The organism is Paenibacillus paridis (assembly GCF_006345825.1).
GTDB lineage: Bacteria > Bacillota > Bacilli > Paenibacillales > Paenibacillaceae > Pristimantibacillus > Pristimantibacillus paridis.
The window spans coordinates 61,516-76,262 of record NZ_VCIX01000038.1; the positions used below are offsets into that span (position 1 = coordinate 61,516).

Consider the following 14,747-nt stretch of genomic DNA (forward strand, 5'->3'; position numbering starts at 1 on the left):
CGAGACTTTGTATCTATATTTATTCATAAATCAAAAGTCCCATTTGTAACATTAGATCAATAAAAATAGTACTATTTATTCATAAAAAAATGATAAGTAGTTATTTTCAATTTCAATTTTAGAATTGCATTTAAATTTTAGGTTGAGGTTATTGCCCCTGCTACGTAGGAGGTTTATAATAGTTACAGCTTCTTTAATCGGAAAAGAAAGTACTTTTTTTCACAATCTTAAGAAATTGAGGTGTTATACCATGAACGTCGTTATACCGACAGAGGATACAAAAATGCAGCACATAATTGAAAAAGTGCGTCATGGACAGCGTTTATCATTAGAGGATGGCGTTTACTTATATGAATCCGATGATTTGCTTACCATTGGGCAACTGGCCAATGAGGTTGCGATTCGCAAAAACGGCAAAAAGGTTTATTTTATCGAAAATATGAGCCTTTACTTTACGAATGTTTGCGAAGCGCACTGCGCATTTTGCAACTTCCGCAAAGATGAAGGCGACGAAGGGGCGTATACGCTAAGCGGCCAAGAGATGATTGAGTACGTCGAGAAGCATTACCACCCTGGCGTTCGCGAGTTTCATATCGTAGGCGGCCACAACACAAATGTTCCGTTCCAATATTATGTAGATTCTCTCAAAGCATTGAAGGAACGGTTCCCAGAAGTAACCTTGAAAGCTTACACTGCTGCAGAAATCGACTTTTTCTCCCGCATCAGCGGCCTTTCGTACAAAGAGGTGCTGCAGGAGCTTATGAAAGCTGGCCTCCAGTCGCTTACAGGCGGCGGTGCCGAAATTTTATCCGATCATTACCGCAAAAAAATGCGCGTAGACAAAGCAGACGTTACCCAGTACTTAGAGGTACACCGCACCGCACATCAGCTTGGCTTGCGCACGCATACGACGATGCTCTACGGCTCCATTGAAACCAAAGAAGACCGGATCCGCCATTTGATGCATATCCGCGAGCTTCAGGATGAAACGAACGGATTTCTTGTTTTCATCCCGCTTTCAATGCAGCCCATTAATCCGCGTGCCGGCATCAGACGCCGCAACTCTGCATTCGAGGATTTAAAAACAATTGCAATCAGCCGTTTGATGCTTGATAATTTCCAGCATATTAAAGCGTATTTCATCAACATTGGCGTACAGCTGACCCAAGTGGCTTTAACAATGGGCGCATCGGATGCTCATGGAACAATCGTTAAGGAAAAAATAAGCCATGCAGCTGGAGCTTTGACTCCGGAGGGGATTACGCGTGAGGATCTGATCTGGTTAATTAAAGGCGCTGGGCGTATTCCCGTAGAGCGTGATACGTTCTACAACGAAATTAAAGTTTACTAATGAGTAATCAGCAGCGCGAAGGCACAAAATAGAGCTATCATCAAGAGGCGTGGAGTTGGAAATCATATGAGAAAACTGATTATTTTGGGCGGAGGCTATGGCGGCCTCGCCATCGCAAATGAATTGCTGGAGAAGCAATTGCCGATTGATGTCTCCATCGTATTAATTGACCGGATGCCGTTTCAAGGCTTGAAGACCGAATACTACGCGCTTGCTGCTGGTACGGTCTCCGATTTGGAGCTGAGGGTAAAATTTCCGGTTGACCCGAGAATAAGCCTCGCTTATGGCGAGGTAACCGACGTTGATATGGATTTAAAGCTTGTTCATATGCAGGATCAAGACCCTCTAGAATACGAATGGCTGGTCATCGGTCTTGGCTGTACGGATAAGTATCATGGCATCGAGGGCGCGGAGCAATACTCGACAAGCATCCAGACCTTCTCGGCAGCTAGACAAACCTATGCCCAATTGAATGACGTTAAGCCTTATGGGCAGGTTTCGATTGTCGGCGGCGGTTTAAGCGGCGTAGAGGTCGCTGCTGAGCTTCGTGAGAGTCGGCCTGACCTGAACATCCGCATACTGGATCGCGGCCCTAAGGTGCTGTCAGCGTTCCCTAGCAAGCTGCAAAGCTTTGTTGCGGAATGGTTTGAGGAGCATCAAGTGGAAATGCGGGGTCATGTCGGACTTACGCGGGTTGAAAACGGAATTTTGCATGATGGCAATTCAATATCCCCGATCTATACGGACGTAACCGTGTGGACAGCAGGCATTCAACCTGTGCCGCTTGTGCAGCGGATGGACTTGCCAAAGGACAATCAGGGAAGACTGGTCATTAATGAATACCATCAGCTGCCGGACCACACCGACGTGTTTATCGTCGGCGACTGCGCAGCGCTTCCTCTATCTCCGAGCGGGCAAGCCGCTGGCGCACAAGGCAAGCAAATTGCCGAGGTCCTTCAGGCGATTTGGCATAATAAAACGCCGCGTCTCGGCAAACTTAAGCTTAAAGGCGTGCTTGGCTCGCTCGGCAAAAAGAGCGGTTTCGGTTTGATGGGCGGCACAGCCATTATGGGGCGCGTTCCGCGTCTAGTCAAAAGCGGCGTCCTCTGGCGCTCCAAGCGCCATCTTGGTTAAGATCATGCTATAGGTCGTCCAGCAGCTTGTCGAGCGCTTCTTTGTCCGCTTGCTGCCGGACGATTGCTTTCAAAATGTTGTCATGCAGCTCGTCTGCCGTTTCAGCGGAGACGATCTCGCCATCGACCAAGGCAAAAGGATTTAAATAACATTCGCCGCAATTGCCCAAGCAGCCGTATTCGGTCACTTCGTATTCATCATTTTGTTCGAATGCATTCATGATACGGTCCGTTCCATGATGCATATTGCTGGCACAAAATTCGATCATTGGTTTAAACATCAAGCTTCACCTAACTTTACTTAGTTACTATCCATTTTCAATTGCTTCACTTTGTACTATAATAGGGGAGAAAGGAGATGATTGCAATGAGTGAACAAGTACAAGACACAATGTACGATGAGGTTTTGGACGTACTCGATAAGCTTCGTCCGTTTTTGCAGCGCGACGGCGGCGACGTTGAATTGGTTGATGTCGAGGGCGGCATCATCAAGCTTCGCCTAATGGGTGCATGCGGAAGCTGCCCAAGTTCGACGATCACGCTTAAAGCGGGTATCGAACGTGCCCTTCTTGAGGAAGTTGAAGGTGTAGTCGAAGTCGTTCAAGTATTCTAAACCTATAAGCACGAATCATGCCTAGCTTGGCATGATGAAATGATGAAGAGTCTTATCGCGCGGAGGAGCTTGCTCCTCTGCTTCCCGATAAGACTCTTTTTTTATTTGCCTATGAACATTTTTCCTGCCCGTTAGAACATGCCCTTAATATTGGCCACAATGGGATCGAAGCCGCCAGTGACATCAATGACATTACCTGTTAGAAAATTTGACTGCATGTTGCAGAGGAACAAGACCACCCTCGCTACATCCTCACCTGCTCCTGGCCGGCCAATCGGGGATTCCTTGTCATACTCTTCTTCAACCTCGGCAATCGAACGTTCCTTGTTCACGCCGCGAATATCGCCAGGACCAATCAGATTGACCGTTATGCCATGCGGCGCTTCTTCTACTGCTAACGACTTCGTAAAGGATACGAGTCCCGTCTTCGCCGCGGCATAGACGGCACGATGCGGCCAAGCCCGTGCTTCGCCAGCATGCCCGAAGCCGAAATGGACAATGCGCCCCCATTTCCGCTCGCGCATCCCTGGCAGCAGCCGGTGATCCAGCAGCATCACGCCTAATAAATTGCCATGCAGCAGGCGAATGATCGTTTCTTCGTCATATTCACTGAACAGCCGCCTCTTTCGCACGAACGGCCCCGCATTATTAACGAGAATATCGACGCCTCCGGCCCAGCTCTCAGCTGCATCCGCAAGCTTCGCTGCACCATCTGTCGTAGCAATATCCGCTTGCACGGTAATTGCTTTCACGCCAAGTTGCTCAATTTGAGCCTGCACTTGTCTAGCCTCAAGCTCGCTCTCATAGTAGTTAATGACAACATTGCAGCCTTGCTCGGCGAGCTGAAGCGCCGTACGTTTGCCGAGCCCCTTCGCACTGCCTGTAACTAATGCTGTTTTGCCCTTCAGTCCCATGAGTTCCCTCCCCCGGGATTATGGTTGCTTGGTCCGCATGATTTTGCATGCGTATTGGAACGTGAGCAGCAGCGACTCCATAGCCAAATACAGCCCTTGTGTCAAATCAGCGGATTGCTCTGCCACGTTCTCCAGCTTGATTTCTTCGCCGTACATTCGGTTGCTTTGAATCAGGTCATCCTGCATTTCCGAGTTCATGTAATGAATTTCGGTATTCCTGCGCTTGCGCAGCCTGGTCATGGATTCCTTGTATTTTTCCTTCACATCGTTTAGCTTCCAGGTTAGCTCCGGATGTGCCTTCTTCTCCCGCATGTTACGCAAAACGGTAAAATAAGAAAAATGGGATTTGATTCGCTCGGTCCGCATATCGAGCAGCTCGTTCAACAATGTCCCGAGCTTGTCCAATAAAGAAAAGACGCGGATAAAAGCGTTTTTATCGAAGTAGATATAACGATTATACTGGATTCTTTCCTCTTCTGTCATTTGTTTCAAGGAGGAGGATTTGATTTTATGCTGAAAGCGAAGCGCGACGAAATGGCTTTGCTCAAGCTCATCTAGCGAAGAGCGCAGCCCGAGTGTCCAAATTTCATATTTGCGCAGCTGCTGGACACGATCTCCGCCATCCTTCATTTTGCTGGACAATATTGCGACGAACTGATCCATTAATTTAAACGTCTCAGCTAGTATTCCTTCCGCTTCTCTTTGAGGTTCATTGAACAGGAAACGCAGCATCGGTGAGCAGTCCCTTCTGTCAAAAAAAGATGTTACCGCAAGCTTAGCGGCGCCCTTCCCTTAATCGCCATGAACGAATCAATAGATCCATCAATATGCCGAACAACCCCGTAACAATTAAATTGTGCAAAAGATTCGTAAATAAAAACCAATTCGTATTCGTGATTGTCATGGTAAGAAGCGCACCACTGAAAATTTGGGTTACGACAAGACCAAGCGTCCATGCCGAAGTCTTCGTCAAGCCGGGTCCCCCGGCACTCACTTTGCGAATATGGATGTACAAGCCAGCCAAGCTGATCGCAAGCAGCAAGGCTGCCACGCGGTGAATAAAGACAGCTCCGGTAGCCCCAGTAATTTCCGGAACAATTTCTCCATTGCAGAGCGGCCAGCCCACGCAGCCGCCGCCTGACTCCGTATGCCGGATGAATGCCCCCAAATAAACAACAACATAACAGAAAAGGGCTGTAAGCAGAACCCGGGGAAAAATCGATCTCGGCACTTGGAATACAGCAGGCGGCCCGTGCTTGGCTCTAAACGTCCAAATCACAAGCAGTAAGGTCGCAGCAAATGCAATTAGGGATATGCCGAAATGAATGGCCATAACCGGCGGCGATTGCGGCCACATGACGGCAGCAGCCCCCATTAGCGCTTGAATAATCGTAAAGAGCAGCGCCCCGCCCGCATAAAACAAAGGCTCTCTAAAACCCGATTGGTTCGTTCTGTACTTCAAAAATACCGCAATGACCGTCGCAAGTACAAGCAGTCCTTCAAAGCCCGTGATCAGACGATGGGAATATTCAATTAGAGATTCAATCGTATAAGCAGGTATAAATTTCCCGTGGCACAACGGCCAATCATCTCCGCAGCCGCGGCCTGAATCTGTGTTCGTGACTAATGCACCGCCGAGCAGCACAAGAAGCATTCCGATGCACGCAGCGATAGCTAACGCGCGAAAACGCCCGGTTACCATAATAAAATCACCTTATTTCATGTTTTAATAACAGTTCAATTATAGCCATAAAAAAAGGCAAAAGCCATGTTGAAAATGTGACACTTCCGGGTAGAAACATAGCAAAAAAGGAAAGCCCGCGCACAGGGAAAGCTCTCCCTGCTGCGCGGACTATCGTTTACTTATGGCTCAGCGCTTCGCTGACTTGTAAGGCCCGTTCAACAAACTCCTCAATTTCCTCACGTGACTTGCGCAGCTTATTTACGAACCGAACCAGCTCTTGGCTGCTGCGGAAAGCAATGAAGCTTGGAATTCCCAATATGTTCAGCTCTGAGCATAAATCGGGCAAATCATCGCGATCAAGTTCAACAAATTGGACTTTGCCTTCATATTGCCGCTCCAGATCCGGCATAAAGGGATCAATAAAGTGACAATCCTTGCACCAGGTCGTTTTAAATACGGCAATCGTTAGCCCTTCGCTTGCAACCGCTTCGCGAAACTCGGCATCCGTTACTAATTTTTTCATTTCGCACCCCTAAACAAACATTTTAAAAGCATCACGAGCGTCCAAGCTGTTCTTAGACTTCCCGATCAAGCGTGAAAATTCTCATGTCATCGCCAAGATCCGTCCAGCCAATCTTTGCTTTAAGCGCTGTCGCCAAATTTCTTGCCGGAACATACGTTACTCCGTCAATGACGGTTGCAGGGAAGGACCATTTCACGGTTTTGCCATTGACGACAGCCGTATCGCTTCCATTCTTGATTGTAATCGTTGTGTTCGTTGCTTCGTCAACGATTTTCAAGTTTTTGGTTTTAGCATCGTATGTGAGCTTTCCACCCAACTGCTCAACCGTGTCGCGAAGCGGAACGAGTGTGATATGATTTGCAGTTACAATGACCGGATTATAATATTCATAAGAATACCATGTAATATTTTGTTTATTAATGTGCAGCTTATTTTTTAACAAATCATATGCTACAGATTTATCATCAAAATGTTTCAAAATTTGGTAGCCTTGCATATCCATTAGCTTTTCGACCGAAAGATCCGATTTCGAAGCGACAGGAGCATCGGCTTTAACCGTCCCATTTACGTTCCATGATTCGCTCTCGACCTTGATGCTCAGACCTTTAAATGGAATAACGTCATACTCCAAGTCGCCAGATGGCACATAAGAAACTTCGAATGATTGTTTACGGATATCAAGCTTATTGTCCACGTAAACATCCGCTTTAACAGTCAGATCCTTCGTAAATATTTCATCCAGCGTTTCTTGGTCTTCTTCCTCCATCAGTTGCAGCTCCCCTTGCAGCTCAGTAAGAAGCATCGCAAGGCCGTCTGTCGTTTCCTTCAAAATCTCTTCAGGAGATTGGGTGTCCAATCCGCCTTCTTCAAACGGATTGATCGTTCCAGCAGCGTTCCAAATATCCGGGTTCGACTTCAGAACTTCAAACACGCCTGCTACCATTTTATCCAAGCCTGTACGGTCAGCAACTAATGCATCAACATATTTCTTAACCCATGTCCAAAGCTCCGGACCATTCAGGTCGAAATGAACATGCATCATGGACGTCGGCGTGCCATTAATCGGTTCATTAACAGGCTTTACCTCAATTCGCTCCGGATTAGGCAAATTATCAATAACGAACGAACCTACCGTATCCAGTAGTTGGTGGCCCAAAGCGGTTAAGGCTGCTTCATCCAGCGCCGGAGCAGCTTCAGTTGAACCCTCTATAGGGAAATCCGAAAGGCCAGCTAATCCGAGCAAGCCCTCGCTCGTCAGATCAAGCGTGAATGGCTGCTTCGCACCCTCAAGCTCTAGGACAGCCAGCGTATCTGACATTTTCAAATTAAATTTAATGCTTGCCGCATTGCCAAAAATCAAGCTTCCGTCAAAGGAAACATGAGAGGTGTCTTGTGCCTTTACATTATCGAGCTGCAGCTTCAGACTCGATACCAGCTTCATAAGTGCGAGTTCCTCTTCAGGAATCCCCTCGTAAAGCGATTCATCCAGCAGCAGCTTAAGCTCTACGGATTGTTTGCCCTCGCTTGATGTTACTTTCATAGCGTTCTTAAGCACCGTATTAAAATCAAGATTGGAAATGGCTTGGCAGCCAGCCACAAATACGAGCGTAAAAGCTAATAAAAGTATCATTAATTTACTTGGTCTCACTGTGAATTTTCTCATCCGTTCGTCTCCTTATAATCTCATATAGTAGGGCATCATTACTGACAAACTCTACTTATTGTACAGGAGACTTCACTTATTGTAAATGTATGGAAAGCACTAGTTTTGTCGAAAGCCCCAGAATGGTCAAGCGGCTCAGGCTCCTTGCTGCGTCTTGATTTGAACTTGTTTTTTGGCGTTGTTCCAATGCAAGCTCCAACCGGCAAACTCGCAAAAATCACGCAAACCTATCATTTTGCCTTGTCCGATAGGTTCATTAACATAGCTTATCCCCATGGCCTCACGACCATCAATAAACAATAGCTCTGCTTGATTGCCATCGCTGCCAAGATGCTTCAACCGCTCGATCAGCTGATCTTCCGTCTCACCTCTCTGGGCTCCATTGACACGGTAGCCGTTGCGGTGAAACTTTGAATTAATGCCTTCTCTTGTATTGAACGTAATGGCAATGCCCGCTGCATCCGTCAATTTTATTAAGGCGTCGTTAAAAACCCCGTACGGGAAAGCAAGCGCGCTCTGTGTATTGCCAAGCTCCGTGCGTAATCGGTCTTCAGCCTTCTTCAAATCCTCGGCTATTCGTTTGCCGTACTGTTCATTCGTTTCCAGCTTGTCCTTCTTAATGTCATATCGCAAACGAACCGTAACCGGCAACTCATCACCTTCTTTATTAACAGCCCCATAGCGATGCTGATCATACGTATGATTGCGGAAACTCATACCCTCCGCTTTCATCTCTCTCATCTGTTCCCAGGTGAGCTTCGGCGTTCCGGGTTCCTTGCGGTTATCAATCGAGGATACGATAACAAAGTTAACCGCCGGGTAGCCAAATTTCTTCAGAATGGGATAGGCATAGGTATAAAAGCTTTCGTAGCCATCATCAAAGGTAATTAATACGGCGTTATTTGGCACTGTCGCATCTTCAAGCATAAAGCTTGTGTATTGCTCCATACTGATGACTTGAAACTCATTATCCTTCAACAGCTGCATTTGGCGTTCAAAGCGATCTGCCGCGATAATCCCATCACTCTTCGGGCTTGGCGCCATGTCATGGTACATCAGCACAGCTACTTGATTGGAATAGTATGCGGCTCCATCTTCTCGCTTTTGCGTAAGCCACTCTACTTTCTTGTTAAACACGGTCTCTATATAGTTCTCGGACACCATCAGCCTGCCATCATCGAAATGAACAGGCATCTCTTCGTTCATCTTTGCGCCGTCCAAAAAAAGCTGGACACCCGCCGTCGTCCCTTCTTTGGTACAGCCAGCCAGCAGCCAGCCCATCATCATTGCTACGGCGACGATTGTTGCAATCATCGTTTGCTTCGTTCGATCCATCTGTTTATCCCCTCCATTATCCCTTTGAAGGATAGTGTAGAGGATGGATCTTAGCAGGTATGCTCGCTAACGCTTAAGATAAGCTTAACGAATGCTTAAGTTAATGGCTGGTCAGCGGGAAGCTTGTTTCAAACACAGTTTCCTTAGCGGAGCTTCTAGCCGTAATGCGCCCGCTTTGGGCTTCCATGATACTTTTCGTAATCGCAAGCCCAAGGCCTGTTCCACCGGATTCGGCAGTACGCGAGCGATCTACGCGATAGAAACGGTCAAAGATAAAAGGCAGGTCCTGCGCTGGAATTTGCTGCCCGAAATTAGCGATTTGAACAACCGCCTCGTCCTGCTTCCGAACGATCCGCACCTCAACAAATTTCCCTGCATAGCCGTACTGTATGGCATTGGCAATCAAATTGCCAAAAGCGCGAACGAGCAAATCTCCATCCGCCATGATCATGAGGGTGTTCTCCGCGGTCTGAATGCGGCAGTTCATTCCCGCTTTCTCCAAACTAGGAACAAACTCTTCAGCCAACTGTCCCATAAAATCCACAAGATCAATTTCCGATAGATCCAGCGGCATTCCGTTATTAAGCTTCGTGTAGTCGAACAGATCATCAATCAGCCGCTTTAACCGAAGCGATTTCTCGTAGGCAATGTTAACAAAATAACGAAGCTCTACTTCATCTTGATAGCCATCCTTTTCAATCAGCTCAAGAAACCCTAATATGGATGTGAGCGGTGTCCGAAGATCATGGGAGACGCCGGTAATCAGGTCATTTTTTGTTTTCTCTGCATTTCTCTCGTCTTCCAGAAGCTTGTTGAATTGCTCGCTTAAGGCGTTAATGCTCTCGGCAATTTCGCCAAGCTCATCTGCTGATTTGACCGGTATGACATAATCGAGCTTGCCGGAGGAAAGCTGCCTAAGCCCGAAACTGATTTCCTTTAAGTAAGAAATCATGTTTCGGCTTGTCCAGAAAAATAGCGTTAAAAAAACGACGCAGCCGAATATTGCCATAACAGGCGTTGAGCCAATGTTCTGGATAATCCAGCGGAGCGGCTCGTTATAGCTGGTTTCTTGAACAAGGTAATAAGCAAGCAAATGGCCAATGACCAAAATAACAGCCATGAAACCCAGACTTTTGAACAAGGCGACCATAAACGTCCAGCGTATCGTCCGGAACACCTTATTGCTTACCGTCTGCCCGTTAGCCTGCGCTCTTACCTTTACAAGCTGCGCATAGCAAATCGCGAAAAAAACAATGCCTGAGACAATCATAAGTGGAATTGATCCAACCTGATTAATTAGCCAAATAAATATGGCATCGTAAGGGGGAACCTCTATCATGAAGCTTACAATGAGCCTGCCTGCAAATGCAGCAATGACGGCTGCCGTTAGACTTGCCAATGTAACAATGAGATTTTGCTTCTTGAACATAAAGCTACAGAGCCTCCATTTTATATCCGATTCCCCATACCGTTTTTATATATTTCGGATTTTGTGTATCCTTTTCTATTTTTTCACGAATTTTCCGGATATGAACCATTACTGTATTTTTTGATTCCATAAAAGGCTCGTTCCAAGCCTCTTCATAAATTTTGTCCATACTAAGCACGATTCCCCGATTAACGGCCAACAACTTAAGGATGGTAAACTCCAAGGGCGTCAGCTTGACCTCCTGCTGGTCCATTGTAACGGTATGCGTAGCTGTATTAATCATGAGCTCATCGATGATAATCTCATTTGCATTGAGATTCGCTTTGGAATGGAATTGCCTCGCTCTTCGAATATGCGACTTGACGCTTGCAAGCAAGACTAGCGGGCTAAACGGCTTCGTTACATATTCGTCGGCTCCAAGGCTCAATCCTGATATTTTATCGATATCCTGCGTTTTGGCTGAAAGCATAATAATCGGTATATTATTTTGCTCGCGAATTCTCATGCAAGCCTCCAAGCCATCCATCACAGGCATCATGACATCCAGAATAATAAGATCAACCTTATGGTTTTTCAACTGCTCCAGCGCTTCAAGCCCATTCGATGCCTGCAGCATATGGAACCCGTCATTTTTAAAATAAATTTCCATCAGCTTCAAAATTTCCTTCTCGTCATCCACCATCAGAATGGTTTCCCTGTTCATGCTTGTACTCCCTTCAATCCATTGCTTAGTTCACGGTAAAAGGTAATGAAGTGATGTTGTCCTTGTCCCGTAGCATTAAATATAACATGTTAAACCGCATTAGGTAATTTAACAGTCTTGCCCAGCGCAAAAAAAAGGCATTCCCTGCCGCAGTAGCATCTGCGTCCGGAATACCTTTTTTTTCAAAATTAGGCGTAGCTATTATTTCCCGCTCTTGGCATCTTCAAGAATGGAAAGATCAAGGAACTTGCTCAGGTCAAGCGTATCCACCGTTACATCCTTGATATAACCGGCTTCGATCGATACTTTAGCCATTTCTTCGATTGCAGCTTCACTAACGTCTGAAGTCAGCTTCATATGGGAAAGCGCTGCTTTAATCAAAGCGATGTCCAAACCTTTGCCGCTCAGCTCGCTAAGGCGTTTATTGATCAGCTCATAAGACTCATCCGGATTGGCATTGATGAAATCAATGGCTTCGAGGTTTGCTTTTACCGCCGCTACTGCAAGATCTCTGTGCTCGCTAATGAATTTATCGCTAGCTACGAGTATAACAAGCGGGTAGTCGCCGTTGTTAGGAGGAATTTGATCCCAAGGCACGATCACTTTGCCAATGCCTTCTTCTTCAATTTGAGTTCCCCACGGCTCAGGAATAAGCGTCGCATGAACCTCATTTTGGCGAAGCGCTACAAGCGTATCGGAAGGAGCGCGGGCAACGATTTGCGCACCGGAATTATCCGTTGTAATTTTCACGCCTTCTTGCTCAAGCAGCAAGCGCAGTGAAATTTCATTTGTGCTTCCTTTAGTCGGAATCGCAATCGTTTTGCCTACCAAATCCTTTACCGTAGTGACACCGGAATCTTTGCCAGCTACAAGAACGGCTCCGCCGTTATCAGCGCCGGAAATCACTCGAAAGTTGCTGCTTTTCAAAAATTGGTTAGTGGACGGTCCAGGACCGACATAACCCAAATCAATTTGGCCTGTTGCGATCGCTGTCGAGAAATCAGAACCATTGTCAAAGGCTTGCACTTCAATGGTCACATGTTCGCCTAGCTGCTTCTGGAAAAATTCTTTTTCGAGTGCGATATATCCGGCTGCATGGGTTACGTTTTTGAAAATACCAAGCTTAACGGTTACGGGTTTGGCAGATGGGCTGTTTGTCGCTGTGCCGCTGCCAGCATCCGGCGACGGGCTCTCCGCTGCGTTGTTTTTGCCGCCGCAAGCCGCAAGCGTCAATACGAGTACCAGTGTCAAAATAAGGCCTAATGTTTTTTTCATCTTTAATCCTACCCTTCTTTAATCGTTTTCTCTCTAACGTTCTACTCCAACCAATTCTATCGGAATAGTTAAAATTGTCAATATTTTTTTATTTTGTATGAGTTTCCAATCCATAGCGGATGAGCAGCTTGTCTTCCAGCTTCTTAAAGCAGAAATGATCGGAAATTGTTCCTAGAACTGCGATGATTATGACTACGTTCAGCATCAAAGCCGTATCTCCAAGGCCTCTGCCGTCCTGCAGCAGTTGGCCTAGACCTGCACCGTTGGCAATCAATTCCCCAGCCACAAGCGCACGCCAAGCAAATGCCCAAGCTACCCGAATTCCCGTCATCAAATGCGGGAAAGCGCCCGGAACCAACACTTGCGTGAACATGCGCCAGCCAGTGCCGGTGCCAAGCGTCTGCGCCGCTCGAATATAGATCGGGGAAATGTTCTTGATTCCTGTACGGGTAGCGATAGCCATCGTCCAGGTAGCGCCTAGGGCCGTTATGAATATAACGGATTTGTCATTAAAGCCGAACCAGATAATCGCAAAGGGCAGCCAAGCGATGCTTGGTACCGTTTGCAATGCGATAACGACAAAGCCTAAGGTATCATCGATGACCTTCGATCTCGAGAACATCAAGCCAAGCAACAGCCCTATCGATATCGATATGGCAAAAGCGATGAGAAGCCTGCGAAGCGAATTGAGAATGGCCTCGAGCAGTTGTCCATGGGCAAAGCCGGTATAGAAGGATTCCACCGTTTGGAATAAGGAGGGAAACTTCCACGACTCCCAGCCAATGATTCTATATGCCGCTTCCCATACCACCAAAATCCCGATCAGAAATATCGTTCTTCTTAAAACTGTAGGTGTCATCGCCCATCTCCTCCTTTACGACTTTCTCCAGCTCATCGGCCAGGCATTCCATAATCGAGCGCTCCACATGATGCAGCAGAGGATCTGAGCTCTCGCGCGGCCGTGCTGCCTGCACGATAAACTCCTTCTTAATCGTTCCCGGTCTCGTAGACATGACAAGCACACGGTCCGACAACATTACCGCTTCCCTGATGTTATGGGTAATAAAAAGAATCGTCTTGCCCGTTCGCAGCCATATCTCTTCCAGCTCCTTATGCAGTACGAGCCTAGTTTGCTCATCGAGCGCTGCGAAGGGCTCATCCATGAGCAATATTTGTGGATTCATAATGAGGGCACGCGCGATCGCCGCACGCTGCTTCATGCCTCCGGACAGCTCATGCGGATAACGGTCGGCGAATTTGCTCAAATGAACTGCGCGGATTTGCTCCAGCGCAAGCTCCTGCCTTTCCTTCTTTCCAATGCCTTTCTGCTTCAGCCCAAATGCAACGTTTTCAAGAACGGTCAGCCAAGGAAACAAGCCATGCTCTTGGAATACGACCACACGATCCGGTCCTGGCGCCTTAATATCGCCGCCGTTGACTTTGATGACGCCGCTGGTGCTTTTATCAAAACCCGCTATTAAATTCAATACGGTCGATTTTCCGCAGCCTGACGGCCCAAGCAAGGAGACGAATTCGCCTTCCTTAATGGATAGGCTAATTGAGTCTAATGCTTGAAAGCTGCTGCCATCGCGCTGATTGAATTGTTTGCTGACCTTATCAATGACAATCATTATGCCTTACCTCATTTCATTTCTTAAAATTAGGAATGCCATTTATGATGTTCTTGGATGTCTTTGGGGTTCTACGATTAATGTAAACATATAAAATCTATTCTTATGGGATATCTATGGATTGTCAACCCAACTTAAACCATTAAACAATATTTTAACGAAAAAGTCTCGTTTTCTTTCAAAAAGTTGTTTCTTTATGAATAACCATGCATGGGCGTTTTGATCGCTGCGCGAGTAGAATATTATTTAGGGTCGCGGGAAGAATGCGGCTTCCGGATTCAAAGGCGAACGCTGCGTTTCTCCAACACGATCTTCTCTCTCTGCTTAAACTTCATTTTTACTACTAAAACGACATTCCAAAGACATTTAGATCTAAAAAGTAGAGCTATTATTCCCAATCTGGGCTGAGTCCATATAATTGTGTAAAATGATGACTTCATAAAAAGTAAGCCATGAAGTAAATACTCATCTAGAAGAGTTACCTAGACCATTC

Annotated in this window: 15 protein-coding genes; 3 read left to right on the top strand and 12 right to left on the bottom strand. The window is 46.6% G+C overall.

Going from position 1 to position 14,747, the window contains the following annotated elements; all coding sequences use genetic code 11:
* Window positions 1-250 precede the first annotated feature (250 nt).
* Window positions 251-1,351: an aminofutalosine synthase MqnE gene (gene mqnE, locus FJQ58_RS00785; RefSeq protein WP_139990553.1), complete on the top strand. Its 1,101-nt coding sequence runs from the start codon at window positions 251-253 to the stop codon at window positions 1,349-1,351.
* A gap of 66 nt (window positions 1,352-1,417) precedes the next feature.
* Window positions 1,418-2,485 carry an NAD(P)/FAD-dependent oxidoreductase gene (locus FJQ58_RS00790; RefSeq protein WP_139990554.1) on the top strand — a complete coding sequence of 356 codons (1,068 nt, stop codon included), beginning with the start codon at window positions 1,418-1,420 and terminating at the stop codon, window positions 2,483-2,485.
* A 7-nt stretch (window positions 2,486-2,492) separates the two neighbouring features.
* Here the strand turns inward: FJQ58_RS00790 and FJQ58_RS00795 are convergent, their stop codons facing one another.
* Window positions 2,493-2,765 carry a YuzB family protein gene (locus tag FJQ58_RS00795; RefSeq protein ID WP_139990555.1) on the bottom strand — a complete coding sequence of 91 codons (273 nt, stop codon included), beginning with the start codon at window positions 2,763-2,765 and terminating at the stop codon, window positions 2,493-2,495.
* Window positions 2,766-2,851: 86 nt separating this feature from the next.
* Here FJQ58_RS00795 and FJQ58_RS00800 point away from each other — a divergent pair, with 86 nt between their 5' ends.
* Window positions 2,852-3,097, top strand: coding sequence for a NifU family protein (locus FJQ58_RS00800; protein WP_053372062.1), 246 nt, complete (start codon window positions 2,852-2,854; stop codon window positions 3,095-3,097).
* Between the two features lie 131 nt (window positions 3,098-3,228).
* Here the strand turns inward: FJQ58_RS00800 and FJQ58_RS00805 are convergent, their stop codons facing one another.
* The 11 genes from FJQ58_RS00805 to FJQ58_RS00855 form a co-directional block, all read right to left on the bottom strand.
* Complete coding sequence (locus FJQ58_RS00805) at window positions 3,229-4,005, bottom strand: SDR family oxidoreductase (protein WP_139990572.1); 777 nt, start codon at window positions 4,003-4,005, stop codon at window positions 3,229-3,231.
* A gap of 24 nt (window positions 4,006-4,029) precedes the next feature.
* Complete coding sequence (locus FJQ58_RS00810) at window positions 4,030-4,743, bottom strand: Cthe_2314 family HEPN domain-containing protein (RefSeq protein ID WP_139990556.1); 714 nt, start codon at window positions 4,741-4,743, stop codon at window positions 4,030-4,032.
* Between the two features lie 43 nt (window positions 4,744-4,786).
* Window positions 4,787-5,713, bottom strand: coding sequence for a COX15/CtaA family protein (locus FJQ58_RS00815; RefSeq protein ID WP_139990557.1), 927 nt, complete (start codon window positions 5,711-5,713; stop codon window positions 4,787-4,789).
* Window positions 5,714-5,870: 157 nt separating this feature from the next.
* Entirely contained in the window at window positions 5,871-6,218 is a 348-nt protein-coding gene (locus tag FJQ58_RS00820; protein ID WP_139990558.1) for a thioredoxin family protein, read from the bottom strand.
* Between the two features lie 52 nt (window positions 6,219-6,270).
* Window positions 6,271-7,881 carry a copper amine oxidase N-terminal domain-containing protein gene (locus FJQ58_RS00825; protein ID WP_139990559.1) on the bottom strand — a complete coding sequence of 537 codons (1,611 nt, stop codon included), beginning with the start codon at window positions 7,879-7,881 and terminating at the stop codon, window positions 6,271-6,273.
* A 135-nt stretch (window positions 7,882-8,016) separates the two neighbouring features.
* On the bottom strand, window positions 8,017-9,216 hold the full coding sequence (locus FJQ58_RS00830) for a polysaccharide deacetylase family protein (RefSeq protein WP_139990560.1): 1,200 nt from the start codon (window positions 9,214-9,216) through the stop codon (window positions 8,017-8,019).
* Between the two features lie 100 nt (window positions 9,217-9,316).
* Complete coding sequence (locus FJQ58_RS00835; protein ID WP_238403660.1) at window positions 9,317-10,645, bottom strand: ATP-binding protein; 1,329 nt, start codon at window positions 10,643-10,645, stop codon at window positions 9,317-9,319.
* Window positions 10,646-10,649: 4 nt separating this feature from the next.
* Complete coding sequence (locus FJQ58_RS00840; protein WP_139990561.1) at window positions 10,650-11,348, bottom strand: response regulator transcription factor; 699 nt, start codon at window positions 11,346-11,348, stop codon at window positions 10,650-10,652.
* 201 nt (window positions 11,349-11,549) lie between these two features.
* Window positions 11,550-12,623 (bottom strand): ABC transporter substrate-binding protein, encoded by a 1,074-nt coding sequence (locus tag FJQ58_RS00845; protein ID WP_139990562.1) that lies wholly within the window; start codon window positions 12,621-12,623, stop codon window positions 11,550-11,552.
* 88 nt (window positions 12,624-12,711) lie between these two features.
* The gene (locus FJQ58_RS00850; protein WP_238403661.1) at window positions 12,712-13,482 is read right to left on the bottom strand and encodes an ABC transporter permease; all 771 of its coding nucleotides are present in this window, start codon (window positions 13,480-13,482) and stop codon (window positions 12,712-12,714) included.
* The gene (locus tag FJQ58_RS00855) at window positions 13,412-14,254 is read right to left on the bottom strand and encodes an ABC transporter ATP-binding protein (RefSeq protein ID WP_139990563.1); all 843 of its coding nucleotides are present in this window, start codon (window positions 14,252-14,254) and stop codon (window positions 13,412-13,414) included. The genes FJQ58_RS00850 and FJQ58_RS00855 overlap by 71 nt, the downstream gene beginning before the upstream one ends.
* Window positions 14,255-14,747 lie beyond the last annotated feature (493 nt).